Origin of the sequence: Novosphingobium sp., from assembly GCF_027486195.1 — a bacterium.
GTDB lineage: Bacteria > Pseudomonadota > Alphaproteobacteria > Sphingomonadales > Sphingomonadaceae > Novosphingobium.
In genome coordinates, this window is record NZ_JAIXPP010000070.1 from 57430 (window position 1) to 83367 (window position 25938).

Genomic DNA, 25938 nt, shown 5'->3' on the forward strand with positions numbered 1-25938 from the left:
TAGTTCGGCATCAATTGACGCTACCGATTTTTACCTATTATGATCCGATTCGGACTTTGCCGGACGGCGAGGACAGGGGGACAGGATCATGAAAAGCCGCAATTCCATTGCCTTGGCGCTTGCGTTCACTTCGCTCACGCTGCCCGGTTTCGCCCATGCGGGAGATACACCGCCAGTTAAGATTTCCGGCAAGGAAGCCGTGAAGGGCGCCACGGGCGTCGCCGTCGCGGCTTTCAACGTGGGTTTCATTTTCGAATCGACCGATCAGACCAAGGCGACCGGCGGGCTGATGGGCGCGTTCGGTGGCACCACCAAGGCCAAGTCTTCGCTCGTCGGCGTTACGCCTGAAATGATGCAGAAGATCGCCGATGCCGCCTACGCCGATTTCACCGCCAAGCTTGCCGCGGCGGGCCTTGTGGTCAAGGATCCCAGCACCGTCTTCGCTGCCCCGGAAATGGCCAAGCCCCATGGCCAGACCTCACCACTCGATGTCGGAATCGCGCTTGAAAAGAACAGCAAGGGCAAGGCGACCTATGTGAAACCCGCCGTGCTGCCCACGCTGATCATGGTTGCAGGCGATTTCCAGGGCAGCGGCCTTTCCAGCATGGGCCTTGCGATGGATGCCGGCCAGGCAGGCTATGCCCTTTCGCAATACGCCAAGGCGGCAGGGGTGCCGGTGGTCGACGTCACCTACCTGATCGATTTCTCGGACCAGAAGCGCCCCGGCGCGTTCAGCTTCGGCGGGCTTGAGGTCAACGCCAATCTCTCGGTCGTGCCGGGCTATAGCCGGATGACCGTGTTCGGCGCCAACGGCAAGACGACGACGGTCACGCTCAATCAGCCGGTCTCGGTCGATGGCGATTTCATCGACAAGCGCGATGCCTCCAGCGGCACGGCCAAGACCACGCAGGCCGCCGCCAACGTTGCGGGTGGACTCATGGCGGCGATGGGCCATGGCGGCATGATGTTCGGCAAGACCCGCAAGTTCGAATTCAAGGCCAAGCCCGGCAATTACGAGGACGGCGCGGGCAAGGCAGCCGGTCTCGCCAACGATGTGCTGATAGGCCAGATCAACGCCTTGAAGTGACAGGGGGGAAGTGACAGCGGGCGTTCCGGACTGGACTTTCCTGAAAAGCTGCGCAGAACGCGGCGCTTGACGCGGGGCGCTTAGGGTCTCCACCCTCGCGCGTACGTGAAGCAGGAAAGTTCAGCCACACCCCATGCAGCTTGTCATCGTCGAATCCCCGGCCAAGGCCAAGACCATCGAGAAGTATCTCGGCCCCGGCTTCAAGGTCCTCGCGTCCTATGGCCACGTCCGCGATCTCCCCGCGAAGGACGGTTCGGTTCGCCCGGACGAGGACTTCGCGATGGATTGGGAGCTCTATGGCGACAAGGCGGCGCGGGTGAAGGCCATCGTCGATTCGGCCAAGGCCGCCGATCGCCTGATCCTCGCCACCGACCCTGACCGCGAGGGCGAAGCGATTTCGTGGCACGTGCGCGAGCTGCTGGCCAAGCGCAAGGCGCTGCCCAAGGAAGTCGAACGCGTCACGTTCAACGCGATCACCAAGGCCACCGTCACCGAGGCTATGAAGCACCCGCGTGAGCTCGATCAGGACCTGATCGACGCGTACCTCGCCCGCCGCGCGCTGGATTACCTGTTCGGCTTCACGCTTTCGCCCGTGCTTTGGCGCAAGCTTCCCGGCGCCAAGTCCGCTGGCCGCGTCCAGTCGGTCGCGCTGCGCCTGATCGTTGAGCGCGAGCGCGAGATCGAGACTTTCAAGACTCAGGAATACTGGTCGGTCGTCGCCACACTTGAGCAGGGCGGTACCCCGTTCAAAGCACGCCTCGTGCGCTTCGAGGGCGAGAAGCTGGAGCGCCTCTCGTTAGGTAACGAAGGGATTGCCCTGCGCGCCAAGGCCCTCGTTGAGGCCGCGACCTTCCGTGTCGAGGAAGTTGATACCCGGCCGACTCGCCGCAATCCTTATCCGCCGTTCACCACCTCCACGCTCCAGCAGGAAGCCGCGCGCAAGCTCGGCTTCTCGGCCAGCCACACCATGCGCGTCGCACAGACGCTCTACGAGGCGGGCGCGATCACCTACATGCGTACCGACGGCGTGCAGATGGATTCCAGCGCGATTCAAGCCGCGCGGGCGGCGATCAGCACGCGTTATTCCGGGCACTACCTCCCCGAGAAGCCGCGCATCTACGAAACTAAGGCCAAGAACGCGCAGGAAGCGCACGAGGCGATCCGCCCGACCGATTTCAGCCACGACCGTTACGGTAACGGGGATGAGGCCCGGCTCTACGACCTCATCTACAAGCGCGCGATGGCCAGCCAGATGGCCTCGGCGCTGATCGAACGCACCAGCGTTACCTTGCGCGAGGGCACCGGCAAGCACGAGCTGCGCGCGACCGGCCAGGTCGTAAAGTTCCCCGGCTTCCTCGCGGTCTACGAGGAAGGCCGCGACCAGAAGGCCGACGGCCCGGACGACGGTGAGGACGAGAGCAGCCTGCTGCCGATCATGAACCCCGGCGATACGCCCGCCAAGCGCGGGGTGGATGCCACCCAGCACTTCACCCAGCCGCCGCCGCGCTATTCCGAAGCCAGCCTCGTCAAGCGGCTTGAGGAACTCGGCATCGGCCGCCCCTCGACCTATGCTGCCACGCTGCAGGTCCTCAAGGACCGCAACTACGTCCGTACCGAGAAGAACCGCTTCTTCGCGGAGGAAAGCGGCCGCCTGCTGACCGCCTTCCTCGAACGCTTTTTCGAGCGTTACGTTGCGTACCAGTTCACCGCCGGCATGGAAGACGAGCTCGACGACGTCTCTGGTGGACGCGCCGCGTGGAAAGCCGTGCTCGAAGCGTTCTGGCGCGACTTCAAGCCCAAGTCCGACGAGGTGATGGAGAAGAAGCCGAGCGAGGTGACCGCCGAGCTCGATACTTTCCTTGAGGACTATCTCTTCCCCAAACGGGAAGACGGCAGCGATCCGCGCCTGTGCCCCAAGTGCCAGGCCGGCCGCCTCTCGCTGCGCGGCGGGCGCTATGGCGCCTTCGTTGCCTGCTCGAACTATCCCGAGTGCAAGTTCACCCGCAAGTTTGCCCAGGGCGGCAGCGAGGGTGAGGGCGGCGAAGGTGAAGATTCCGGGCTCGGCAAGGATCCGGTCAGCGGCCTTGAAGTCTCCCGTCGCACCGGCCGCTTCGGGCCCTACATCCAGCTCGGCGATGGTAAGGAAGCCAAGCGCGCTTCGATTCCCAAGGACATTCCCGAGCTCGATCTCGAATGGGCCCTCAAGCTGCTATCGCTCCCGCGCGAGATTGGCGTGCATCCGGAAACGGGCAAGATAATCACTGCAAGTATAGGGCGTTATGGCCCATACCTCGCGCATGATGGTAAGTATGGCCGACTTAAGTCGACGTCTGAAGTGTTCGAGACCGGTATGAACGCCGCCGTGGTCAAGCTCGCCGAAGCCGCCGCCGGGGCAGGGGCGCGGGGCAACCGCACGCCGGTTGAACCGATCAACACCTTCGGCCCGCACCCGACCTCGGGCGGTGAGATGAAGCTGCTGGCGGGCCGCTACGGTGCTTATGTCACTGATGGCACCACCAACGCCACGCTGCCCAAGGACGTGAAGCCCGAGGAACTGACCCTCGAACAGGCCATCGCCCTCATCGACGCCCGCGCCGCCGCTGCGCCCGCCAAGGGCAAGAAGAAGAAGGCTGCGCCGAAGAAGGCTGCCGCCAAGGCTCCGGCCAAGAAGCCTGCCGCCAAGAAGGCGCCTGCCAAGAAAGCCGCAGCGAAGAAATCCGCAACGTAACGCCATCCCAGCCCTCTCTCCTTCAGCGGGAGAGGGCTTGGATGAGGTGGATTTCAGCGCGGTGTAGCAAACCAGATCGTGTGCTTCGGCCCCTTGCCGTTAGAGCGCGCCGCGACGCGGATATCCTCGACCGCGAAGCCGTTCTTCTCCAGCCGCCGGGTAAACGCCGGGTCCGGACCCGCCGACCACACCGCCAGCACCCCGCCGGACGTGAGCGCCCGCCGCGCTGCCCGCAGCCCTGAACTGCTGTAAAGCGCGCCATTGCCATCGCGCACCACGCCGTCCGGGCCATTGTCGACATCGAGCAGGATCGCATCGTAATCGCCTTGCGCCCCGTCGATCACGCTGCCCACATCGCCCATGATCAGCCGCACGCGGGGATCGTCGAGGCATCCAGCTGCGACTTCCGCCATCGGCCCGCGCGCCCAGTCGATGATCTCGGGCACCAGTTCGGCCACCACGAGCTCTGCCTTTGGCCCCAGCACCTCCAGCGCGGCGCGCAAGGTAAAGCCCATGCCATAGCCTCCGATCAGCAGCGCCGGAGCAGGCCGTCCTTTCAGCCGACGAATCGTCTCTGTGGCGAGCGCGATTTCCGATCCGCTCATCCGGCTGCTCATCAGCTCGTTCTGACCCATCACGATCATGAAATCGCGGTCGTGGCGAAAGAGCCTGAGTTCGGTGCCGCCCGGCACTTCAGCCGTACCGAGCAGTTCACGCTGTATCATGTAGTAGTCCTTCCAGGGCGCCTCAGCGCAGGCTTTGCGCCACAGTATCCAGCTCTTCCTGCGGCACGATGATCGCGCCGCTGCGCGGGCTGTCGAGATCGAGGATCGTTACGTAGGCTGCCGCCAGCAGCGTGAAGAATAGCACAGAGCTGATCCCGCTGCGCCAGTCCGCGCGTCCGGTGGTGAAGCCCAGCAGCGCCGTGCAGGCACAGCAGTAAAGCGCCAGCAGCGCCAACACTTCGCTGGGAAGCCGAGCCGATCGCGCGGCATGGCGCTCGGTCGTGATGTCGCACATCGCGTTGTAGGCCTGCACCAGCACCGGCCCGCGCGTATCAGGCGGCATCGAGCGCAGTGCGGCAAACAGCGCATCGCCAAACGTACCGCATTCGCGCGCACTGGCCGAGTGCGCCGCCTGCCACGCATCGTCGGGCGCATTCCGACCGACTGCCGCACGCGTTCTGGCGTAGTGCGCCAGTTCTGCAGCAAGTGGCACGCGCTGGCGCTCCTCAAGCAGCGCCAGCCGGGTCGACATCGTGCCGATCGCATTTGCCTCCTCGATCACCAGCAGCCGCCGCGTCTCGTATCGGCCGATGGCAAGGCTGAAGGCAAAGGCCATGAGCAGCGCAAGCAGTCCGAATGCGCCCGAGAGCACATAGCTTTCGCCAGCTGTCTCGGTGCCCGTTCCCGCCCGCCGGTGCAGCGCCACGCCCAGACGCCACAGCGCGATCATTGCAAGAAGCAGTCCCACGCCCGGAAGCACCAGTGCAAACGCCGCCCCCATCGCCGCCTCCCTTACTTCACCCAGTCGAGCCCGATTTCCTCGTAGATTTCCTTGGCCTCGGCCCAGCCTTCCTCCACCTTCACATGGAGGAACAAGTGGACCTTCACGCCCAGCAATTCGGCCAGTTCCTTGCGTGATGCCTCGCCGATCGCTTTCAGCTTCGAGCCGCCCTTGCCGAGCACGATCGCCTTCTGGCTGTCGCGCGCGATCACGATCTGCTGGTGAATCTCGATCGAGCCATCGCGCCGCGTCGCGTAGCTCTCGGGCCGCACCGCGCTGTCATACGGCAGTTCGTCGTGCAACTGGCGGTAAAGCTGCTCGCGGGTGATTTCGGCGGCGAGCAGACGCTCGCTCGCATCGGAGACCTGATCTTCCGGATAGTGCCAGGCGCCCACCGGCATCCGTTCGGCCAGCTTCATCTTCAGCTCCGGCACCCCGTCACCGGTCAGCGCCGAGACGAAGAACACCTCATCGAACCCGCCCTGCGGCGACAGCTCCGCTGCCATCTCCAGCAGCGGTTCCTTGGCAATCGCATCGACCTTGTTGAGCACCAGGATCTTGCGCTCAGTGCGATCCTTCAGGCTCTCCAGGATGGGTTCCAGATAGTCGCGCTTCTTCTTGCGGCCATCGACCACCAGCAGGATCGCATCCGCACTTTCTGCGCCTTCCCACGCGGCGTGAACCATGGCGCGGTCCAGCCGCCGCCGCGGCTCGAACAGGCCCGGCGTGTCGGCCAGAATGAGCTGCACCCGCTCGCCGCCCGGCAGATCCTGCAGCGCGATCCCCATCAGCCGCGCGCGCGTCGTCTGCGCCTTGGCCGAGACGATTGCCACTTTCTGGCCGACGAGTGCGTTGACCAGCGTTGATTTACCCGCATTGGGCGCGCCGATCACCGCCACGAGTCCGCAATGTTCCGTCATGTTCGTATCACCCATAGCGCGCCATGAACGCCGCTGCTGCGCCGCGCTCTGCTTCCTGCTTGCTTGAACCTGTTGCCTGTTCGGCGCCGACGCCGGCCACTTCGACCCGCACGGTAAACACCGCCGCGTGATCCGGTCCGCTGCGCTCCAGCAGTGTGTAGACCGGCGGCTTGCGGCGATTGCCCGCCGCCCATTCCTGCAGCGCCGCCTTGGGGTGCTTGCGCTGCCCTGCGCCGCCCGCCATCGCCGGTTCCCACGACTTGCGCACAAAAGCGCGCGCGGCATCGAAGCCGCGTTCGAGGAACAAGGCCCCGATAAGCGCTTCCATCACATCGCCCAGCACATTGTCGCTCTGCCCAGCTCCATCGCCGCGGGCCTGCTTGCCGAGCCGGATATGCGGAACCACGCCCAGCGTGCGCGCGACCTCGGCACAAGTCTCGCGGCTGACGAGCACGTTCAAACGCTGCGAAAGCTTGCCTTCCGCCGCGTCGCTCAGTTCGTGCAGCCATTCCGCGATAGCGAGGCCGAGTACGCGGTCGCCAAGGAACTCGAGCCGCTGGTAATCGCGCACTTCGCCCATCGATCCGTGTGTCAGCGCTTCGTGCCACAGGTCGGGCCGGGCAGGGGCCTTGCCGGTCAGCGTGGCGATGAAGCCCGCGGTCTCCTCCGTAAGATTGGCGATCAGAACGTGCCCCCGATGCGGTCCGCGCGCAGCGCGGTGAACCATGTCCAAGGCAGGAACCAGTTGGCGCTGCCGTCGGTCGACCACATCACAATCGTGGCGCGGCCGATCAGGTTATCCTGCGGCACGAGCCCGATCCCGCCGCCCTCGACCGCCGGGAAGCGGCTGTCCATCGAGTTGTCGCGGTTGTCGCCCATCAGGAACACGTGCCCCGCTGGCACCACCACCGGCGGCGTATCATCCTGCGGCCGGTAGCCCAGATCGAGCACGTTGTACGACTTGCCGCCGGGCAGGGTCTCGCGGAACTGCGGATAGTGGCAGCTCTGGATCCCGTTCGGCTCCACCGCCTCGAACTCGGGCGCGATGCAGCTGGTGTTGGGCGACTGCCGGATCACGAAATCCGCAACCTTCACCTTGGGCACCGGAACGCCGTTGAGGTGCAGCTGCCCGCCGATCATTTGCACCGTATCCCCCGGCAGCCCGATGACGCGCTTGATATAGTCAACGTCATTGCCCGGCGGTGCCTTGAAGATCACCACGTCGCCGCGCAGAGGCTGGTTCGCCAGTATACGCTTCGGCAGCAGCGGCAGGCTGAAGGGCAGCGAGTAGGACGAAAAGCCGTAGGGCCACTTTGCCGCCAGCAAGTAATCGCCGTTCTCCAGCCGTGGCAGCATCGATTCCGAAGGGATGTTGAAAGGCGAGAACACGAAGCTGCGGAAGAATGCCACGATCAGCACCAGCTTGATCACGAACACCGGGAAGCTGTCTTCCTTGCGTTCCTTCTTCTTGTTCGCAGCCGGCGGCGGCGCATCCTGCACCGCAGGCGCCACGGTTGCCGTGCTCTCAGGCGTGTTTTCGGAGGGTTCAGTCATCGCAGCGGTCATGTGGAGGGGCCTCGCATCCGTCAAGCGCAGACTGCACGGATAGGGCCACGCAGACGAATTTAGCAGCCGCGCCGGTCGGCGATACCTTGCGCTTGGTCGAATGGGCGGGGTACGCCCGCATATCCCCTGGAGACGACACAATATGGCCGCCACCGATACCGCCCCGCTCTGGACCGCGCTTGAAAGCCTGCCTCGCCCCACGTTGACCGAGCTTTTCGCGGATCCTGCGCGGCTCGAGCGTTACGCGACTGTGCTCGATCTCCCCGGCGGCCCGATTCGCTTTGACTGGTCGAAGACGCACCTTTCGCCCGAAGTCGAAGCCGTGCTTGGCCAGATCGCGGAAGCGGTCGATCTTGCAGCCAGCCGCGAGGCTCTGTTTGCCGGCGCGCTCATCAACAACACCGAAGGCCGCGCCGCCACCCACACGGCCGAACGCGGCGTCGGCAATCCCGCCGCAGCCGAGGAAGCCGAGCGCTTTCATGAGCGCATGGCTGCGCTGGTCGAGGCAATCCACGAAGGTCTGCTGGGCGAGGTGAAGAGCCTCATCCACATCGGCATCGGCGGTTCCGCCCTCGGCCCCGCGCTCGCCATCGACGCGCTCGCGCGCGAGGATGCGAAGGTCGCGGTCCACGTCGTCTCCAACGTCGATGGCGCGGCGCTTGCGGCGGCCGTCGCCCAGTGCGATCCCGCCACCACCTTGATCGCGGTCGCCTCCAAGACTTTCACCACCACCGAAACCCTGATGAACGCCACCAGCGCGCTCGACTGGCTGCGTGAGGGCGGGGTGGAAGACCCCTATGGCCGCGTCGTCGCGCTCACTGCCGCGCCCGACAAGGCCGTGGCCTGGGGCGTCGACGAAACGCGCGTCCTGCCCTTCGCCGAAACGGTGGGCGGGCGTTATTCGTTGTGGTCCTCGATCGGCTTTCCCATCGCCCTCGCGCTGGGCTGGGACGGGTTTGCCGCGTTCCTCGCCGGCGCTGCCGCGATCGACCGCCACTTCCTCGAAGCCGCGGCCGCTGAAAACGCCGTGATCCGCGCCGCTTTCGCCGATCTCTACTACACGCAGGCGCGCCACTGCGGCAGCCGCGCGGTCTTTGCTTATGACGAGCGCCTCGCGCTGCTCCCCAGCTACCTCCAGCAGCTTGAAATGGAATCGAACGGCAAGCGCGTGACGGCTGGCGGCACCCCGCTCGTGCGGCCCAGCGCCCCCGTCACCTGGGGCGGCGTCGGCACGGATGCCCAGCACGCCGTGTTCCAGCTGCTCCATCAGGGCACGCACCTGATCCCGGTCGATTTCCTCGCCGTCAGCGTACCGGGCCATGATTTCGACCCGGCGCACCATCGCACGCTTCTTGCCAACTGTTTTGCGCAGGGTGCCGCGCTGATGGCCGGCAAGGCGGGCGGCGACGATCTGGCGCGCGACTATCCTGGCGACCGCCCCTCGGCCACGATCCTGTGCGACGAGCTCGGTGCCGCTACGCTCGGAAGCCTGATCGCCTTTCACGAGCATCGCACGTTCGTCTCGGCAATGATGCTCGGCCTCAATCCGTTCGACCAATTCGGCGTCGAGCTCGGCAAGGCCATCGCAAAGTCGATCGAGGCAGGTGATGCCACCTTCGATGCCTCGACCACGGCGCTGCTCGCGGCGGCGGGCATCGACGGTTAGCTCTTGGGCTGATCAGGGCGCGGCGGTCGCCTCGGCGGTCGGATGCGCCTGATCGAACCGCACTGCACCTGTGATCCAGACCGCCGACAGCAGCCCGATCGCCAGCAGCGTGCCGATCACTACCATCTTGATGAGGCTCCTGTCCTTGTCGCCGCCGCTGACTTCTTCGGTGTCGATATGCACCTCTTCGCCTTCGTGTTGCATGACAGGCCTTCCCGGAGCGGCCGGATTGGCCGCGTGGCGCAATAACGCGCCAGCCGCCGCCGATGTTCCGCGTCCATGCCGTGCGGGCTGCGAAACCTTGGCAATGGGGCATTGTCGCGGCGCCCCCCGATACCCCATATGGGCGCACGCCTGAGGAGCCTTTTGCATGACCGATACCCAGTACGATTATGATCTCTTTGTCATCGGTGCCGGGTCTGGCGGCGTGCGCGCCAGCCGCGTTGCCGCCAGCCACGGCGCGCGCGTTGCGGTGGCCGAGGAGTTCCGCGTCGGTGGCACATGCGTGATCCGTGGCTGCGTGCCCAAGAAGCTGCTCGTTTACGGCTCCCACTTCGCCGAGGAACTGCAGGACGCGGCCAACTACGGCTGGACGGTCGAAAACACCACGTTCGACTGGCCGACCCTGCGCGACGCTGTCCTGCGCGATGTCGACCGGCTCAACGCCGCCTACACTTCCACGCTCGAAACCCACAAGGTCGAGCGTTATCTTGAGCGTGCCGTCATCACCGGCCCCCATTCAGTCCGGCTTGCCTCGGGGCGCGAGATCACCGCGAAGCACATCCTCGTGGCGACAGGCGCCTGGCCGGTCATGCCTGAATTCGAAGGGTCCGAGCACTGCATCACCTCGAACGAGGTCTTCCACCTCGAACAGTTTCCCCAGCGCGTGGTGATTTCCGGCGCGGGCTATATCGCTATTGAGTTTGCCGGTATCTTCAACGCGCTTGGCAGTCACGTAACGGTGGTCAATCGCTCGGAGACGCTGCTGCGCACCTATGACGAAGCCCTGCGCGACCGGCTGCTCCAGATCACCATGGCGCGCGGCATCCAGTACCGCTTCAACTGCCCGTTCGAGAGGGTCGTCAAGCGTGAGGATGGCCTGCTCGAAGTCTGGCTCAAGGGCCAGATCGATCCGATCCTGGCCGATCAGGTCCTCGTCGCCACCGGTCGCCGCCCCAAGACGGACGGGCTCGGTCTTGAAACGGCAGGCGTCAAGCTGGGCGAGAACGGAGAGATCCTCGTCGATGAGCGGGCCCAGACCAGTTGCCCCAGCATCTATGCAGTGGGTGACGTAACGGACCGCGTGCAGCTCACTCCCGTCGCCATCCGCGAAGGCCAAGCCTTTGCCGACCGCGTGTTCGGCGGCAAGCACGTAACGATCGACTACAGCTGCATCCCGAGCGCTGTGTTCTCGCAGCCCCCGCTTGCCGGAGTTGGCCCGACCGAGGGGCAGGCGCGCAACAAGTACGGTTCGATCAAGGTCTATTCGTCGGATTTCCGCCCGATGAAGAACATCTTCGCCCATCGGCCCGAGCGCGGGCTCTACAAGATGATCGTCGATGCCGCGACCGATCGGGTGCTGGCGATCCACATGATCGGCCCCGAAGCGCCGGAAATCCTGCAGGCTGCCGCCATCGCGGTGAAGGCCGGGCTGACCAAGGCCGATTTCGATGCCACGGTCGCGCTGCACCCGTCGATGGCCGAGGAACTTGTGCTGATGAAGTGAAGGTTGCACAATGCAACCGACCCGTTAGTCTTCCCGGAAAGATATCCGGGGAGCACTGCGTGAACTTTCAAGGCAAGACCATCCTGCTGACAGGCGGCACCGATGGCATCGGCCTGCGCCTTGCCCGCCAATTGCGGGGCAAAGGCGCCAACCTGATCATTACGGGACGGACACCGGAGCGGATCGCGGCCGCCGGGGCAGAGGGCTTCGAAGTCATCCCAGCTGATCTCGCCGGGCCGGAAGGGGTGGAGGCCGTCATTGCGGGTCTCGCCGGCCGGCCCATCGATGTTCTCATCAACAACGCCGGCATGGGCGCGGCGCATGATTTCCGCGAGGCGCCGCCGCTCGAAGCGGACGACGAGCGCACGCTGTGGCTCAATGTGCACGCGCCGATCCGCCTGATCGGCAGGCTGATGGATACCTTGCGTAGCCGCCCCGAGGCGATGATCGTCAACGTCACTTCGGGCCTTGCCATCGCCCCCAATGCCGGCTCGCCGCTCTACTGCGCAACGAAGGCCGCTTTGCGCAGCTACACGATGGCTCTGCGCGCCCAGCTCAAGGGGACCGGCGTGCATGTACTCGAGGCGATGCCTCCGCTCGTCGATACCGCGATGACCGCCGGGCGCGGCAGCAGCAAGCTCAGCCCGGAGGAATGCGCCCGCCAGATCATCGCCGCAATGGAAGGCGGCAAGAATGAGGCCAATGTCGGCATGGTGAAAGTGCTGCGCGCGGTCTATTCCGTATCGCCTGCACTAGCCCGCTCCATCATGCTCCGCTTCTGAAGGAAACAGCCATGAGCAAGACAGTCCTCGTCTCCGGTGGCAGTGGCTACATCGCCGGGTTCATCATCCAGCAGCTGCTGGCCGAAGGCTGGACGGTCCACGCCACCGTGCGCAGCCTGAAGCGCGAAGCAGAGCTGCGCCCGCTGCTCGGCGGCACGGCGGAAACGCTGAAGTTCTTCGCTGCCGATCTTACCGCCGATGCCGGCTGGGCCGAAGCGATGGAGGGCTGTAGCCATGTGTTGCACGTCGCCTCGCCGTTCAGCAGCAAACCGCCGCGCAATCCCGATGAACTCATCATCCCCGCTCGCGAGGGCACTGTGCGCACGCTGCGCATCGCCAAGGCTGCCGGTGTTACGCGTTTCGTCCAGACGTCATCGGTCGCGGCCATCGCCTATGGCCACGGCAAGGGTCACCACCACTTCACCGAAGCCGACTGGACCAACATCCACAGCCGCGATGCCTATGCCTACGTCAAATCCAAGACCGTTGCGGAACGCGCTGCGCGTGAGTGGATGGCGAAGGAAGGAGCCGGCATGGAGTTCCTCTCCATCAATCCCGCCGCCGTGCTCGGCCCGGTCTGGAGCCCTGATTTCTCCGCCTCGATCGAGATGGTGAACCAGTTGCTCTCCGGCGCGCTCCCCGGCTGTCCCGATCTCGGTTTCGGCATTGTCGATGTGCGCGATCTGGCCGATCTCCACGTCCGCGTGCTCACCGAACCGGGGCTGGATGGCGAACGATTCATCGCCTCGGGCCCGTTCCTCAAGATGATCGAGGTTGCGCAGATCCTGCGCGCTGGGATGCCGCTGGAGGCGCGCAGGGTACCCACCCGGCGTCTGCCTGATTGGCTCGTCCGCTTCGCCGCAAAGTTCAATCCGCTGATCCGTCAGGTCGTCGGTGAGCTTGGCAATGTGCGCGATGCCAGCGCCGCCCACGCGCTCGAACGCCTCGGCTGGAAGACCCGCCCGGCAGAGGAATCGATCATCGATTGCGCAAAGAGCCTGATCGAACGCGGTATCGTGAAGGTCTGACGGGGGGTAGGGGGCTCGCCCCTCAGATCCCCGCGAACCACTGATACCCGCGGTGATCCTCCCAATAGCCACCGCCGCCACCGTGGATGCCATCAAGCGAGGCGACTGCCTCCACGCGCATCACATACTTGGCCTGCTTGTAGCCCAGCTGCCGCTCGACCCTGAGGCGCAGCGGCGCGCCGTGCCCCACGGCGAGCAGTTCGCCGTTCATGTGCGTCGCCAGGATCGTCTGCGGGTGGAAGGCATCAATCATGTCGATGCTCTCGTAATACGGAATACCCCCGGTGCTGTCCGCGCAATGGAACACCACGTACTTCGCGTTGGACGACATTCCCGCGCGCTTCAGGATCAGGCCGAGCGGCACGCCCGACCATTCGCCGATCGCGCTCCAGCCTTCCACGCAATCGTGCCGGGTGATCTGCGTGCGGCGCGGTGCCGACATCATCTGCGCCAGACTGATGCGCAGCGGATGTGCCACCATGCCGTCCACGCTCAGCGTCCAGTCGGCGAACTTGTTGGCGGCAAGCGCGTTGTACGCGCTCGTCCCCGGGTTCTGATTGCCGTTTTGGCGGAATACCGGCGACATTTCTGCCCGGCTGAACTCCTCCGCCAAGGCATTGCGGTCCGTTACGAGACGCTGGGCGCCATGGGTGGCCTTCTCGCCGAGGCTCAGCGCCGCTTTCACCGTGGGGGAGGCGTTGATCTGGTCGCAGCCCGCCAGCAGGAGCCCCGCGCCGCCCATCAGCGCGTTGCGCCGGGTGATCAGCGATGAGGGCGCGGGCATGATGATCCCTGACTTGTCGTCGCTCATTTCGAACGCTCCTTCGGCAGACGGTACCAGCCCGTGATGATCGAGCGCAGCTCGTTCAACGGCCCCGCCAGCACCACCGCCAGCAGATGAACCGTAATGAACAGCGCGAACCCGGTCGCGCAGAGGAAATGGATCGAGCGCGCCGAGGGCCGCCCGCCGAACACGTCCGCCAGCCACGGGAAGGCCGCGTTCAGCATGGGCGACATCGTGCAGCCGGTCAGGATCACCACCGGGATCAGCACGAAGAGCACGCCCAGATAAGCGATCTTCTGGAGCGGATTGTAGGCCCGCGCCGCATCACCGGTGGGAAAGCGCAACCGGGCATGTTCCTTGATGTCGTGCCACAAGTGCGAAAGGCTGCGCTCTTCACGCTTCAAGGCAAGATCACGCCGCAAGTGTCCGGAAACAATGTTGTAAAGCATGAACAGCGTCGCGCTGATCAGCAGCACCCAGGCAAACGCGAAGTGCCACTGGCGCGCATCGGCAAGGCTGTAGGTCGAAGGGATCGTCACCAGCGGCGGGAAGGCGTTCGCCGTGTTCTGCGCATAACCAAGTACGCCCGTCGTCGGGATCTCGATCCCCAGCACATAGAGGAAACCGCTGGTGCCGCGGTTGCCGATCACCAGCCACGGCGTATCGAGGTTCGCGCCGTACTCGCCCCAATAGAGCCGGGGATGTGCATTGAAGATCATCATCCCGCTCATCAGCATCACGAAGATGGAGAGGGCATTGATCCAGTGCCAGATCCGCACCGGCAGTTTCGTGCGGTAGATCAGCGGCGAAGCGCCCGCCTCTGCCCGGCTTGTCGGTCTGCCAGCCTCGCTGTCAGCAGTGTGTGTCGCCAAGTTCCCGCTCCCGCCAAGCCGCGCGCAGGCGTCAAGCATGCCCTACCGGGATGGAAGAGCAAGCGCCGCACAGACCGGTTCGGTCCGGCCTCGCAAAACGTTACATCACGCAGAAAAAATCACGTCAGTCTTCGTACCACCCGACGTCGACCGTCGCCACCTCGCCAAACCGGGCGCCTTTGGTGATCGATTGCCAGATGATCGGCCACGAGGTGCCGATCATGCTCAGGAATGGCCAGGGGTCCCGCTTGTCCCAGCTCACATCGCGTGTGGTAACGAGGGTTCTGAGCGCGGGGAGGAACCCCTTGCGCCGCAGCATCGCCCCCTGCGTCTCGGTCAGGCAGGCATAGAACTGCTGCAAGGTCCGCTCTCGCCGCACCCGCACCGGCCCAGTCCAGCCGGGCTCCAGCACTGCGCGGGCAATGTCCGCGCCTTCCCAGAAATGCACCCCGCTCGTCGCGCGCGGATTGCACTCGATGGCGTAGGGCACACCCGCCGCGTCGATGATGAAGTCGAAGGAGATGAACCCGCTCCACCCCGTTTCCGCCACAAAGCGCGTGACCCATGCTTCGATTGCCGGCACGTCCACCCGCTCGAACGCCACCGCGACCGAGCCGGACATCAGTGCCCCCCGGTAGACCATGGTAGCCGCCACGCGGCCGCCTTGAGCAATCGTGCAGGTGCTGTGCTCCTGCCCCTCGACAAACCGCTGCACCACCATCGGCTGCGCCGGATTGGCCGGGGGCAGGGGCTCGCCGCCGCGCAAGATGCTGAGGCCATTGCCCGAACACGAATAGACCGGCTTCACCACCACCGGACCGGACCGCGCGAGCGCCTCCGCTTCCGCGCTCCCCAGCGGAGCGCTTTCGGGAACCGCCAGCCCCATCGCCGCCGCCTTTTGCACAAAGCTGGCCTTGTCATGCAGCGCCAGCACTTCGCGCGGCGGCATCGTGAACAGCCGTGTGCCATCCGGCAGCATGCCCGCCAGATGCGCCACATGCATGGTCTCTTCCGAGACAGGCACAACAAGGTCCACACCCTCACGCTCCGCGATCTGAGCGAGCGCCGCGAGATAAGCCGTCTTTCCGGCGCTTGGTGGCGGCACCTTGAATTCGCGCGCTGCGTGCCGCGAAGCCCCCGCCAAGGTCCAGCCATAAGGCTCGGCCACCAGCACCCGGCACCCGGCCTTGCTGAAACCCCGAGCCAGATCGAGCGCCTTGGGCAGCCGTCCCAGCGTGAGCAGCACTGTCGTCATGACCTCACGCCCGCTTGGTCACTGGCGCCACCCGCACCATGATCTGCTTGGCAGGACGCGTCGTCAGCCGCGCCGCCGGGCGCACGGCGCCTGCGTCCTCGATATGGAAATCAAACCGGCGAAACAGCCGCGCGATCAGCAGCACCGCCTCGGTCAGCGCGAATGCTGCCCCGGCGCAGACGCGCGGGCCCTGTCCGAAGGGAATATAGGCCCCCGGCGTCAGCTCGCTCTCGCGCGCGGGCAGGAACCGGTCGGGATCGAACACATCCGGGTCTTTCCAGAAGCGCCGATGCCGATGCAGCACCCACGGCGCCACCATCACCAGCGCCCCGCGTTTCACGCGCCTGCCGCCGATCGTGGTCGCTTCGGTCGCCACGCGCGGCAGGAAGGTGATCGGCGGATAGAGCCTGAGCGTTTCACGAAACACGTTGCGGATCGTCGGCAGGTGCTTGGTTTCCTCGAAACCGATGGGGCCATCCTCGCCCGCCACCACGCGGATTTCCTGCCGCACCCGCGCCACCAGCTGCGGTTGCATCGCCAGCAGATAGAAGGCCCAGGTCAGCGCGCTTGCGCTCGTCTCGTGCCCCGCCAGAAACAGCACGCCCAACTGGTCGATAAGCTCCTCGCGCGTAAACGCCGTCCGCGTGAAATCATCGCGCGCCGCGATCACCGCCGCCGCGATATCGTCAAAGTGCTCGCCGTTCGGTCCCACATGGGTATCAAGCAGATCGCCCAGATGCCCCCGGATGCGTCGGCAAGCCTCCAGCACGAAGTCCTTTTGCGGCACCGGAGTCCAGGCCGGCGCCATGATCAGCCGCCGGATCTCGACTTGCGCGACGCTATGCTCGAACAAGGTGAAGGCATCGAACACATCGTGCGCCGCCCCGGTTTCCAGCCCGGTGCTGAACACCGTGCGGCAGATGATGTCCGCCGTCAGGTGGCTCATGGTAAGGTCGAGCGAGAACGCTGCGCCGTCCGCCGCGCGCGCTGCAAGCATCTCCTCGCAGGCCTGCGCGCCTTCCTGCATCGCCGGAAACGCGCGGTTCACCCGCATCATCGTGAAGGCCGGATCGATCATCCGCCGCTGCCGCTGCCATACCTCTCCGGACGAGACGAAGATCGAATCACCGATCAGCGGCGCGAGCGCATCGACCATCAGGTCGCTCTTGGGAAAGATGCCTTCCGGGTCAGACAGCACCCGCCGCACCTCGTCGGGCCGGTTCACGATCAGGATCGAGCGCCGCGAATAGCCCAGCGGGCCGACATCGCAGCGATAGGCGCTGGCCGGAAGCAGGCTCAGCAGATCGCCATCCCCGCGCAACGCCACGCGCAGCAGCGCGGTCACCGCGCCCAGTGAAGTCGGGCGCGGTGGCCGATAGCGGACAGGGCTTGCAGTCTGGCTCACAGTCTCGCTCACAGGGCTCCCCACTTGCTCTCCCGGTGTAATGTTATGTTTACACGGGGCGTGTCCAGTGGAATAGTCGCATGAAGACGAACCGGGGGACGTGATGGAACTGCTGCTGTTCCGCTGCCTGATAGCGGCGCATATCGCCGCCGGGGCAACCGGGGCTATCGCCTTCTGGATTCCGGTCGTCGGCCGCAAGGGCGATGTGAACCACCGCAAGTGGGGCCGCATTTTCACCAAGGCCATCCTGATCACCGGCTGCCTCGCGCTCGTGATGAGCCTTTTCACGCTCTACGATCCGATGGCCGTCCATCCGCACCTTGTCGGCAAGTTCGATGCCGATTTCGTGCGCGGCATTTTCGGCGTGATGATGCTCCACAATGCCATCCTCACGCTCAATCTCGCCTGGTATGGCTGGCTCTGCGTGCAGAACCGCCGCAACGTCGCGGCCAATCGCACCCCGCTCAATGTGGCGCTGCAGGTCCTTGTGATGATCGCCGCCGTCGTCTGCGCATGGGACGGCGCGCGCATCCATCAGCCGCTGATGATGCTCATTTCGGTCGTCGGCATGGCGACGGGCATTACCAATCTCGTGTTCCTCTTTTCGCGCAATCCTTCGCCGGTGATGTGGCTGAAGGAGCATGTGAAGGCGCTCGTCGGCGCTGGCATCTCGGTCTACACTGCCTTCCTCGCGTTTGGTTCGGTGCGGCTGTTCCCCGCGCTCGCGCTCCATCCGGCGATGTGGTCGGTCCCGCTCGTCACCGGCCTCATCATCCTCATCTACCACCGCATCCGCATCGACCAGAAGGCGGGCATCAGCGTGATCCCGAGGCTGCGTTCGCGCCGCGTCGCGGCTTCGGACTGACGTGGCGGCGAGAAAGGTCGTTGTTGTCGGCGCCGGCATGGGCGGCCTTGCCGCCGCTGCCGATCTTGCCCGGCAAGGTCTCGATGTCACCGTCGTCGAACGCGCCGCGAGCGTCGGTGGCAAGATGCGCCGGGTGGAAAGCGGCGGTCTGTCGATCGATGCCGGCCCCACCGTCTTCACCATGCGCTGGATCTTCGATGGCCTGTTCGGCGATGCGGGTGAGCGGCTGGAGGACCATCTCGGCCTGATCCCGGCCGAAACCCTCGCCCGCCACGCCTGGCAAAACGGCGGCAACCTCGATCTTTTCGCCGATGTGAACCGCTCCGCCGATGCCATCGGAGACTTTGCCGGGGCCGCCGAAGCTCGCGCCTATCTCGATTTCTGCGCCCGCAGCGCGGATATCTACAAGACGCTCGCCGCTTCGTTCATCGCGGCGGAGCGCCCCTCGATCCCCGGCCTCGTCGCGCGGCTTGGCCCCTTCGGAATCCCCGCACTGATGCGCACCGTGCCCATGCGCACCTTGTGGGGCGCGCTGGGCGATCACTTCAAGGACCCGCGCCTGCGTCAGCTGTTCGGGCGCTATTCCACGTATGTCGGCTCCTCGCCCTGGGCCGCACCTGCCACGCTGATGTTGATCGCCCATGTCGAACAGCAAGGCGTCTGGCTGGTGCGCGGCGGCATCCACGAAGTCGCGCGGGTGATTGCCGGGCTTGCCGCAAAGCACGGGGCGACCTTCCGGTTCGGTGCGCAGATGGACCGGATTATCGTCGAAGGCGGCCGCGTTGCCGGGGTAGAGCTGGGGGGCGGTGAACGCCTCGCCGCCGATGCCGTGGTGTTCAACGGCGATATCTCCGCGCTGACCGACGAGGTCCGCCCGGTTCCCGCGACGGCACCGCACAAGCGCTCTCTCTCCGCCGTCACTTGGTGCATCTCGGCGCGCACTTCGGGCTTCGATCTTGCCCACCACAACGTCTTTTTTGCAGACGATTATGGCGCAGAGTTCGATGCCATCTTCAAGGATCGCCGCATTACGCAAACGCCCACTGTGTATCTCTGCGCGCAGGACCGGGGGGAGGGGAGTGACCACCACGCTGGCACGCCCGAGCGCCTGCTAGCGCTGATCAATGCGCCTGCTGATGGTGACAGCGGCCCGCTGCCCGATACCCGGATCGCCGATCTCGCCAGCCGCTGTGTCGGCCTCATGAAGGATTGCGGGCTCGAACTTACGGCAACCGACGAGCCCGTCATCACCGACCCGTCCGGGTTCCACGCGCTCTTCCCGGCCAGCGGCGGCGCGCTCTATGGCCGCGCCAACCACGGCATGATGGGCAGCTTCGCGCGCGCCGGGGCGCGGGGGAAGGTCCCGGGGCTCTACCTCGCGGGCGGCAGCGTACACCCGGGGCCGGGTATTCCGATGGCCACGATGTCTGGCCGCATCGCCGCTGCGCGCCTTATCGCCGATCTCGCCGGTGACCGGCGCACGGTCATGCTGCCGGCCGACCAGCCCCCTTTGCGTTGACCAGGGCCTTGAGGCTCATGCGCGACCACTTCGGATGCGGCACGGTGTCCGGCCTCCCCAGAGCTTGAAGCCCCGCACGCAGCACCCAGCCGAGCTTCTCCTCGCGCGACGTGAACACGCGGGCATCCCACACGCGCGGGCCGCCCGCCGCCACCTTGCGCGCTATCGCGCCATAGATGCCCGCCGCCGAAAGGATCGCCCAGCGCTGGCGATACCCTAGCCGCGCCGCGCCGACCCGCGCCGAAGCTTCGTAGTCCGCCGCCAGCGCGGCAAGCCGCTTGGCCACATCGACGAGCGCAGCGCGGTAGCACGGGCGCAACTGCTCGCCCGGTGGAATGTCGGCCTCCGCCAGCCATTCGGCGGGCAGATAGCAGCGCCCGCCGCGGTCATCCTCCGCCACATCGCGCGCGATATTGCCGAGCTGGAAGGCCAGCCCCAGATCGCAGGCGCGGTCGAGCGTGTCGTCATCATCGGGCGCCACGCCCATGACAACCGCCATCATCACGCCGACGGCACCCGCGACATGGAAGCAATAGCGCAGGAGGTCCGCCTCGCTGCGCGGGGTCCAGTCCTCGGCATCCAGCGCAAAGCCGTCGATCACGTCCTCCGCCATGCCCCGCGTCAGCCCGCATTCGCGCGCGACCACGCCCAGCGCATCGAAGTTGGGATTGCCGGTCGGCAGCCCCGCCATGGCAAGATCGGTCAGCCTCCGGATCTGCGCGAGCCGCTCTGCGGCATCGCCCCCCGGCGTCGTCCCCAGTTCGCCGCCCAGGTCCTGCTCGTCAGCAATGTCGTCGCAGGCGCGGCACCAGGCATAGAGCAGCCAGACCCGCTCCCGCGTCGTCTTGTCAAACAGCTGCGAGGCTGCCGCAAAGCTCTTCGATCCCCGCGCGATGGTCTCACGGGCATGGGCAACAAGGGCAGCGCGATCCGGTTCCGGCAGCGCTGCAGCAGGTTCAGCCACGCCGCCTCACAAGTCTTTCGCGGACATCTGGATGATCGGTGTATGCGGCACATGCGCCGCCATCCGCGCCAGCAGGACATCGAGCGCATGCTCGGCCAGAATGATCCCGCCATGCACCGGCCGAATGAAGCCGACTTCGATCATGTGCGTCTGGAAAGCGAGCAGCTTGTCGTAAAACCCGAAGGGATTGAGCAGGCCTACCGGCTTGCTGTGATAGCCGAGCTGTGACCAGCTCACCGCTTCCCACAGCTCGTCCATCGTGCCCACCCCGCCGGGGAGCGTCAGGAATCCGTCCGAAAGGTCGGTGAAGGCCTGCTTACGCTCGTGCATCGTCTCCACGATGGTCAGACTCGTGCAATCGGGATTGGCAACCTCGGCTTCGGCCAGCGCGCGGGGGATCACGCCGATCACCTCGCCGCCCGCCTCCAGCGCACCTGCAGCGACCGCGCCCATCAGGCCCAGCCGTCCGCCACCGTAGACCACGCCGATCCCGCGCGAGGCCAGTTCGGCCCCCACATCGCGTGCCAGCGCAACATAGCGCGCATCTGCCGGCGATGCCGAACCGCAATAGACTGCCAGCCGTTTCACGCTGCTCTCACGCCCCCAGCAAATCCTCGATCATCAGCCCTGCGGTCGCCTTCGCGCTGCCGACCACGCCGGGTATGCCTGCACCCGGATGAGTGCCCGCGCCGACCAGATAGAAGTTCTTGATCGCGTCGTCACGGTTGTGCGCGCGGAAATACGCGGATTGCGTGAGCAGCGGCTCAAGACTGAACGCGCTGCCCTGATGCGCCGAAAGATCGATCGAGAAATCCTTGGGCGTATAGGAGAACTTCGTCACGATCCGGCTGTGGATATCCGGGATCAGGCGGCGGCCCACCTCGTCGAGCACGCGCTTTTCGAACTGCGGCCCGATTTCGTCCCAGTCGATCGGCAGCTTGCCCATATTCGCCACCGGCACCAGCGCATAGAACGTGCTCATCCCCGGGGGCGCCATGCTCGGATCGCTGACCGAGGGGTGGTGAAGATAGATCGAGAAATCCTCGGGCAGCACGCCGTGCTTGTAGATGTCGTCGAGCAGGCCCTTGTAGCGCGGACCGAACAGGATCATGTGGTGCGCAATACCCGGCCAGGTGCCTTCCACGCCGAAGTGCACAACGAACAGGCTAGGCGAGAACTTCTTCTTCTTCAGCGACTTGGCCCGCCTCTGCGCATGTCCGTTATCGGGCATGAGATCGGCATAGGAATGGACGATATCGCCGTTGGAAGCGACCGCATCGAAGTTTTCCTGCCAGCCGCTTTTCGTCCGCACGCCCGTCACCCGGTTGCCCAGCGAGTGGATGTGCTCCACTGCATCGCCCATCCGCACCGTGCCACCGAGGCGCTCGAAGTGCTTGACCATGCCGGCGATCAGCTTGTTGGTGCCGCCCTTGGCCCACCACACGCCGCCGTCCTTCTCCAGCTTGTGGATCAGCGCATACATCGCGCTCGCGGTCATCGGGTTGCCACCGACCAGCAGCGAGTGAAAGCTGAACGCCTCGCGCAGCTTTTCGTTTTCGATATAGCTCGAGACGATGGAGTAGACCGAGCGCCAGGCCTGATAGCGGATCAGCGGCGGCGCGGATTTGATCATCGACGCAAAGTCGAGGAACGGCACCGAGCCGAGCTTGACGTAGCCTTCCTCGAACACCCCGGCCGAGAACTTCAGGAATTCGGCGTAGCCGGCCACGTCGCGCGGGCTCAGCTTGGCGATCTCGGCGTTCAGCACGGCCTCGTCGTTGGTGTAGTCGAAGTTGGTCCCGTCGGCCCAGTTAAGCCGGTAGAACGGCTTGACCGGGACCAGCTCGACATCCTCGGAAATGTCGTGGCCTGAAAGCGCCCACAACTCCTTGAGGCACGGCGGATCGGTCACCACTGTCGGCCCGGCATCGAAGGTGAACCCGTCGCGCTCCCAGTAGTAGGCGCGCCCGCCCGGCTTGTCGCGCGCTTCGATCACGGTGGTCTGGATCCCTGCCGACTGCAGGCGAATTGCCAGCGCCAGTCCGCCGAAACCGGCACCGATGACGGCTACTTTCTTCATGATGAAACTCTAGGCTCCTGAAAACTTGAGCGGGGCTGGCTGCCGGCCCAGCCCCGTGATGGTGCCGAGCGCCCGCGGGATCGGGATTGGCGGAATGCCCGCCAGAATGCGAAACTTGTCGTACGAGGTTGATCGCCCCGAATAGAACCGCTCGATGAGTTGCGGCTTCATCGTGTAGAAACGCTCCAGGATGCGAAGACGTTCCTGCGGATAGGCCCCGCCGAACAACAAGGCGGAAAGCATGCGGTAGTAAGACTGGTTTTCCCAGTGCCCTTTAGCCCACTTGGCAGAGAATGCCTTGAGGCCTGCACCATCGAGCACATCATGGTGCGCCAGCGCGAGCGCGAAGCGCACCGCATCGGGCACCGAGTAGCTCGTCAAAGAATGAAACAGCCCCGCGCGCGATCCGGCGCGCGCCGTATCCTCGCCGCCATCGCGCCAGAAACCGGCAAAATCGCCGCCTGCCACTACCGGCAGCACGCCGTGCTCCTCGCCCAGCAGCGCTTCGACTTCCCATCCCCGCGCCGCGAGATAGGCGTCGATCCGCTGCTCGAGCAGCGGCCGGTCCAGCGCGCTGCTGTCCGAGTAGTAGGTGTCCTCCAGAAACACCACGTCGGGCGCAAAGGGCAGGGCGTAAATGAAGCGATAGCCGTCGATCTGCTCGACCGTCGCGTCCATCACGATCGGCCGTTCAAGGCCGTGCGGCGCCTTCAGCTTGAACTTGCGGCCGACGAATTTCTGCCAGCCGCCGGTGAAGTGCGAGACATCGCGCAATCCTCGCGTGTCGATTACCCCGCCGGCCTCGACCAGCGTGCCATCGCCCAGCATGACTTCAGTCTCGCTGCAACTCTTCACCGCCTGTCCGGTCAGGATGGCATCCTCCGGAAGTGCCGCGCGCAGCGCCGCGTCGAACTTCTCCGAGGTCATGGCGCTGTAACTAGTGCGCAGGTGGCGGCTGTGGCGCGGGAAATGGACGTTGTAGTCCGCCCAGGTCGCCTCGATCATCGGTGCGAGCAGTTCGGTCGCTTCGTGATCGGTATCGGTCGCAAAGAACGACCACACATGATTGCCGCCAAGGCAGGTGCCTTGCTCCACGACCAGCAGCGAAAGATCGGGACGATAGCGAGCAAGCGCAAGCGCAATCAGGCCACCTGCGAGGCCCCCGCCCAGGATCGCGATATCGCAGCGCCGTGCATTCATCACCTCTGGCGATAGGCGCTGGGCTGCAACGGTGCAACCTGCGCGGGCCTGCCCGTTCGTGAAGATGGGGGATAGACGAAGCGCCGCAAGGCAGGTGGGGTCCCGGGGATGGCCGTGGAGGTGGCCATCCCCGGGATCTTGCAAAGGGCAACCGGGGGAGTTGCCCTTCTCCCAGGGATTGTCGCGGCGGTCGGCCCTGAACGTGTGGAGTAGAAGGCAGGCCGGCAAGACAATGCCTATCTGCCGTTTTGCAGATTTCGGCGACCAAACCGCCACGTGAACAATCGGCAATCTTTCGCTTTCACCGGAAGGACTCAAGCGAGAATCCTGTTGCGTTTTGATGCGGATCAAGGCCTCCTTGCCGTCAGATGGCGAGAACCGCCGCAATCGGTCCAGTTGGCCCCACGAACGCACGCGGCAGGCACGCGGGCGACGCAAGAAGGGTCAAGGCCGCCAACAAGGAGAGTGTGATGGCAGAGCAGGTTGCACAGCATGTCGACGTCCTGATCGTCGGAGCCGGCATTTCCGGCATCGGGTCCGCCAAGCATCTGCAAGACCAATGCCCGGGCAAGACCTACGCCATCCTGGAAAGCAAGGACACATTCGGCGGCACCTGGGAAACTCACAAGTATCCCGGCATCCGCTCCGATTCCGATCTCTACACCTTCGGCTACCGCTTCAAGCCGTGGACCGGTGCTCCGATCGCTTCGGCCGAGGCCATCCTTACTTACATGGGCGAAGTGATTGAGGAAAACGGCATCACCCCGCACATTCACTACGGCCACACGATCACGTCGTGCAGTTGGTCGAGCGCGGACAGCCTGTGGACGGTACATGCCCGCCGCAAGGATGGCAGCGAGGTGATGTTCACCGCTGGCTTTCTGTGGATGTGCCAGGGCTACTACGATCACAAGACGCCTTACATCCCAGACTGGCCGAACAGGGCGAGCTACAAGGGTCAGTTCGTCCACGCCCAGCTGTGGGACCCGCAGACCGACGTTGCCGGCAAGCACGTCATCGTCATCGGATCCGGCGCCACGGCGGCGACGATCGTCCCGGCGCTCTGCGAAGCCGGTGCCAAGGTCACCATGGTCCAGCGCTCGCCGACGTGGTTCTACTGCGCGCCCAATGTTAGCGAACTGGCCGACCGGTTGCGTACGATCGGCGTTGACGAGCCGACGATCCACCGCGTCGTGCGGCAGGACTACATCTACAATTTCTACGAGATGGACCGCCGCAGCCGCGAGGAGCCCGAGGCCATGGCCGAAGACCTGCGCGCACTGATTCGCGGCTATGTGGGTGAGGATTTCAATTTCGAGCCGCACTTTACGCCGAAGTATCGCCCCTGGCAGCAGCGGCTTGCCCAGCTTCCCGATGGCGACATGTTCAAGCAGGTCGTCGCGGGCAATGCTTCTGTGGTCACGGACACGATCGAGACTTTCACCGAAAAGGGCCTGCGCGTCAGCTCCGGGCAGGAAATCGAAGGCGATATCGTCGTCGCCTGCACCGGATTCCGCCTGTCCGTGCTGGGCGAAATCCCCTTCGAGATCGACGGCGCGGCGGTCAACTGGGCCGATACCGTGAACTATCGCGGCATGATGTTCACCGGGGTACCCAATCTCGTCTGGGTCTTCGGCTACTTCCGCGCCTCGTGGACCCTGCGCGTAGACATCGTCGGAGATTTTGTCTGCAAGCTCCTCAATCACATGGATTCTGCAGGTGTCCATAAGGTCGAGGTAGCGCTGCGTGAAGAAGACAAGGACATGAAGATCCTGCCGTGGATCGATGCGGACAACTTCAATCCCACCTACCTCATGCGCGATCTCGACCGCATGCCAAAGCGCGGCGACAAGCCCGAATGGCAGCACAATCAGGACTACTGGAGCGAGAAGGAAGAGATCCCCTTCATCGATCCCGCCGCGAGTGAATTCGTCTACGACGGCCAGCGCGCCGAAGCCGCCGCTCTGGAAGCCGCGGAATAAGCG

Annotated in this window: 23 protein-coding genes; 9 read left to right on the forward strand and 14 right to left on the reverse strand. The window is 65.0% G+C overall.

Annotated elements, in window-relative coordinates:
• The first annotated feature begins 88 nt into the window (after positions 1-88).
• Both Q0071_RS13200 and topA read left to right on the forward strand, forming a co-directional pair.
• Entirely contained in the window at positions 89-1087 is a 999-nt protein-coding gene (locus Q0071_RS13200) for a hypothetical protein (RefSeq protein WP_298170018.1), read from the forward strand.
• A gap of 133 nt (positions 1088-1220) precedes the next feature.
• Positions 1221-3815 (forward strand): type I DNA topoisomerase, encoded by a 2595-nt coding sequence (gene topA, locus Q0071_RS13205; RefSeq protein ID WP_298170021.1) that lies wholly within the window; start codon positions 1221-1223, stop codon positions 3813-3815.
• 53 nt (positions 3816-3868) lie between these two features.
• Here topA and Q0071_RS13210 read toward each other — a convergent pair whose 3' ends face one another.
• Genes Q0071_RS13210 through lepB form a run of 5 tightly spaced genes read right to left on the reverse strand, consistent with a single transcriptional unit; the run spans position 3869 to position 7795 of the window.
• Positions 3869-4540, reverse strand: coding sequence for a spermidine synthase (locus Q0071_RS13210; RefSeq protein WP_298170024.1), 672 nt, complete (start codon positions 4538-4540; stop codon positions 3869-3871).
• Positions 4541-4562: 22 nt separating this feature from the next.
• Complete coding sequence (locus Q0071_RS13215; protein ID WP_298170026.1) at positions 4563-5321, reverse strand: hypothetical protein; 759 nt, start codon at positions 5319-5321, stop codon at positions 4563-4565.
• Positions 5322-5332: 11 nt separating this feature from the next.
• Positions 5333-6241, reverse strand: coding sequence for a GTPase Era (gene era, locus Q0071_RS13220; protein ID WP_298170029.1), 909 nt, complete (start codon positions 6239-6241; stop codon positions 5333-5335).
• Positions 6242-6248: 7 nt separating this feature from the next.
• Positions 6249-6968 (reverse strand): ribonuclease III, encoded by a 720-nt coding sequence (gene rnc, locus Q0071_RS13225; RefSeq protein WP_298170031.1) that lies wholly within the window; start codon positions 6966-6968, stop codon positions 6249-6251.
• Positions 6923-7795, reverse strand: a complete 873-nt coding sequence (gene lepB / locus Q0071_RS13230; protein ID WP_298170034.1) for a signal peptidase I — start codon at positions 7793-7795, stop codon at positions 6923-6925. The genes rnc and lepB overlap by 46 nt, the downstream gene beginning before the upstream one ends.
• 154 nt (positions 7796-7949) lie before the next feature.
• Here lepB and pgi point away from each other — a divergent pair, with 154 nt between their 5' ends.
• Entirely contained in the window at positions 7950-9473 is a 1524-nt protein-coding gene (gene pgi / locus Q0071_RS13235; protein WP_298170037.1) for a glucose-6-phosphate isomerase, read from the forward strand.
• Positions 9474-9485: 12 nt separating this feature from the next.
• On the opposite strand, the gene Q0071_RS13240 is transcribed toward pgi, so the two are convergent.
• On the reverse strand, positions 9486-9677 hold the full coding sequence (locus tag Q0071_RS13240; RefSeq protein ID WP_298170039.1) for a hypothetical protein: 192 nt from the start codon (positions 9675-9677) through the stop codon (positions 9486-9488).
• Between the two features lie 166 nt (positions 9678-9843).
• Between Q0071_RS13240 and gorA the strand changes: the two genes are divergently transcribed.
• Genes gorA through Q0071_RS13255 form a run of 3 tightly spaced genes read left to right on the forward strand, consistent with a single transcriptional unit; the run spans position 9844 to position 13009 of the window.
• Positions 9844-11199 carry a glutathione-disulfide reductase gene (gorA, locus tag Q0071_RS13245; protein WP_298170041.1) on the forward strand — a complete coding sequence of 452 codons (1356 nt, stop codon included), beginning with the start codon at positions 9844-9846 and terminating at the stop codon, positions 11197-11199.
• A gap of 59 nt (positions 11200-11258) precedes the next feature.
• A complete protein-coding gene (locus tag Q0071_RS13250) occupies positions 11259-11981 on the forward strand; it encodes an SDR family NAD(P)-dependent oxidoreductase (RefSeq protein WP_298170044.1) in 723 nt (240 codons plus the stop codon).
• Between the two features lie 11 nt (positions 11982-11992).
• A complete protein-coding gene (locus tag Q0071_RS13255; RefSeq protein WP_298170047.1) occupies positions 11993-13009 on the forward strand; it encodes an aldehyde reductase in 1017 nt (338 codons plus the stop codon).
• 22 nt (positions 13010-13031) lie between these two features.
• Here the strand turns inward: Q0071_RS13255 and Q0071_RS13260 are convergent, their stop codons facing one another.
• The 4 genes from Q0071_RS13260 to Q0071_RS13275 all read right to left on the reverse strand — a co-directional run bounded on the left by Q0071_RS13260 (position 13032) and on the right by Q0071_RS13275 (position 17337).
• The gene (locus Q0071_RS13260) at positions 13032-13820 is read right to left on the reverse strand and encodes a molybdopterin-binding protein (protein WP_298170051.1); all 789 of its coding nucleotides are present in this window, start codon (positions 13818-13820) and stop codon (positions 13032-13034) included.
• Positions 13817-14665 (reverse strand): cytochrome b/b6 domain-containing protein, encoded by an 849-nt coding sequence (locus Q0071_RS13265; RefSeq protein WP_298170054.1) that lies wholly within the window; start codon positions 14663-14665, stop codon positions 13817-13819. The genes Q0071_RS13260 and Q0071_RS13265 overlap by 4 nt, the downstream gene beginning before the upstream one ends.
• 124 nt (positions 14666-14789) lie before the next feature.
• Positions 14790-15920 (reverse strand): ATP-grasp domain-containing protein, encoded by a 1131-nt coding sequence (locus Q0071_RS13270; RefSeq protein WP_298170057.1) that lies wholly within the window; start codon positions 15918-15920, stop codon positions 14790-14792.
• Between the two features lie 4 nt (positions 15921-15924).
• The gene (locus Q0071_RS13275) at positions 15925-17337 is read right to left on the reverse strand and encodes a cytochrome P450 (protein ID WP_298170060.1); all 1413 of its coding nucleotides are present in this window, start codon (positions 17335-17337) and stop codon (positions 15925-15927) included.
• Positions 17338-17425: 88 nt separating this feature from the next.
• On the opposite strand from Q0071_RS13275, the gene Q0071_RS13280 reads away from it, so the two are divergent.
• The gene (locus Q0071_RS13280; RefSeq protein WP_298170063.1) at positions 17426-18190 is read left to right on the forward strand and encodes a hypothetical protein; all 765 of its coding nucleotides are present in this window, start codon (positions 17426-17428) and stop codon (positions 18188-18190) included.
• 1 nt (position 18191) lies between these two features.
• Positions 18192-19709, forward strand: coding sequence for a 1-hydroxycarotenoid 3,4-desaturase CrtD (gene crtD, locus Q0071_RS13285; protein WP_298170065.1), 1518 nt, complete (start codon positions 18192-18194; stop codon positions 19707-19709).
• Here crtD and Q0071_RS13290 read toward each other — a convergent pair.
• Genes Q0071_RS13290 through crtY form a run of 4 tightly spaced genes read right to left on the reverse strand, consistent with a single transcriptional unit; the run spans position 19675 to position 23953 of the window.
• Positions 19675-20673 carry a phytoene/squalene synthase family protein gene (locus Q0071_RS13290; protein ID WP_298170068.1) on the reverse strand — a complete coding sequence of 333 codons (999 nt, stop codon included), beginning with the start codon at positions 20671-20673 and terminating at the stop codon, positions 19675-19677. The genes crtD and Q0071_RS13290 overlap by 35 nt on opposite strands.
• Positions 20674-20679: 6 nt before the next feature.
• The gene (locus tag Q0071_RS13295; protein WP_298170071.1) at positions 20680-21261 is read right to left on the reverse strand and encodes a TIGR00730 family Rossman fold protein; all 582 of its coding nucleotides are present in this window, start codon (positions 21259-21261) and stop codon (positions 20680-20682) included.
• A gap of 7 nt (positions 21262-21268) precedes the next feature.
• Entirely contained in the window at positions 21269-22753 is a 1485-nt protein-coding gene (locus Q0071_RS13300; RefSeq protein WP_298170074.1) for a phytoene desaturase, read from the reverse strand.
• Positions 22754-22762: 9 nt separating this feature from the next.
• Entirely contained in the window at positions 22763-23953 is a 1191-nt protein-coding gene (gene crtY / locus Q0071_RS13305; protein ID WP_298170077.1) for a lycopene beta-cyclase CrtY, read from the reverse strand.
• Between the two features lie 470 nt (positions 23954-24423).
• Between crtY and Q0071_RS13310 the strand changes: the two genes are divergently transcribed.
• Positions 24424-25935 carry an NAD(P)/FAD-dependent oxidoreductase gene (locus Q0071_RS13310; protein WP_298170080.1) on the forward strand — a complete coding sequence of 504 codons (1512 nt, stop codon included), beginning with the start codon at positions 24424-24426 and terminating at the stop codon, positions 25933-25935.
• Positions 25936-25938: the final 3 nt, after the last annotated feature.

Coding starts and splice junctions, on each gene's coding strand:
- Q0071_RS13200 (WP_298170018.1), top strand. CDS start 89: ATGAAAAGCCGCAATTCCATTGCCTTGGCGCTTGCGTTCACTTCGCTC.
- topA (WP_298170021.1), top strand. CDS start 1,221: ATGCAGCTTGTCATCGTCGAATCCCCGGCCAAGGCCAAGACCATCGAG.
- Q0071_RS13210 (WP_298170024.1), bottom strand. CDS start 4,540: ATGATACAGCGTGAACTGCTCGGTACGGCTGAAGTGCCGGGCGGCACC.
- Q0071_RS13215 (WP_298170026.1), bottom strand. CDS start 5,321: ATGGGGGCGGCGTTTGCACTGGTGCTTCCGGGCGTGGGACTGCTTCTT.
- era (WP_298170029.1), bottom strand. CDS start 6,241: ATGACGGAACATTGCGGACTCGTGGCGGTGATCGGCGCGCCCAATGCG.
- rnc (WP_298170031.1), bottom strand. CDS start 6,968: ATGGTTCACCGCGCTGCGCGCGGACCGCATCGGGGGCACGTTCTGATC.
- lepB (WP_298170034.1), bottom strand. CDS start 7,795: ATGACTGAACCCTCCGAAAACACGCCTGAGAGCACGGCAACCGTGGCG.
- pgi (WP_298170037.1), top strand. CDS start 7,950: ATGGCCGCCACCGATACCGCCCCGCTCTGGACCGCGCTTGAAAGCCTG.
- Q0071_RS13240 (WP_298170039.1), bottom strand. CDS start 9,677: ATGCAACACGAAGGCGAAGAGGTGCATATCGACACCGAAGAAGTCAGC.
- gorA (WP_298170041.1), top strand. CDS start 9,844: ATGACCGATACCCAGTACGATTATGATCTCTTTGTCATCGGTGCCGGG.
- Q0071_RS13255 (WP_298170047.1), top strand. CDS start 11,993: ATGAGCAAGACAGTCCTCGTCTCCGGTGGCAGTGGCTACATCGCCGGG.
- Q0071_RS13260 (WP_298170051.1), bottom strand. CDS start 13,820: ATGAGCGACGACAAGTCAGGGATCATCATGCCCGCGCCCTCATCGCTG.
- Q0071_RS13270 (WP_298170057.1), bottom strand. CDS start 15,920: ATGACGACAGTGCTGCTCACGCTGGGACGGCTGCCCAAGGCGCTCGAT.
- Q0071_RS13300 (WP_298170074.1), bottom strand. CDS start 22,753: ATGAAGAAAGTAGCCGTCATCGGTGCCGGTTTCGGCGGACTGGCGCTG.
- crtY (WP_298170077.1), bottom strand. CDS start 23,953: ATGAATGCACGGCGCTGCGATATCGCGATCCTGGGCGGGGGCCTCGCA.
- Q0071_RS13310 (WP_298170080.1), top strand. CDS start 24,424: ATGGCAGAGCAGGTTGCACAGCATGTCGACGTCCTGATCGTCGGAGCC.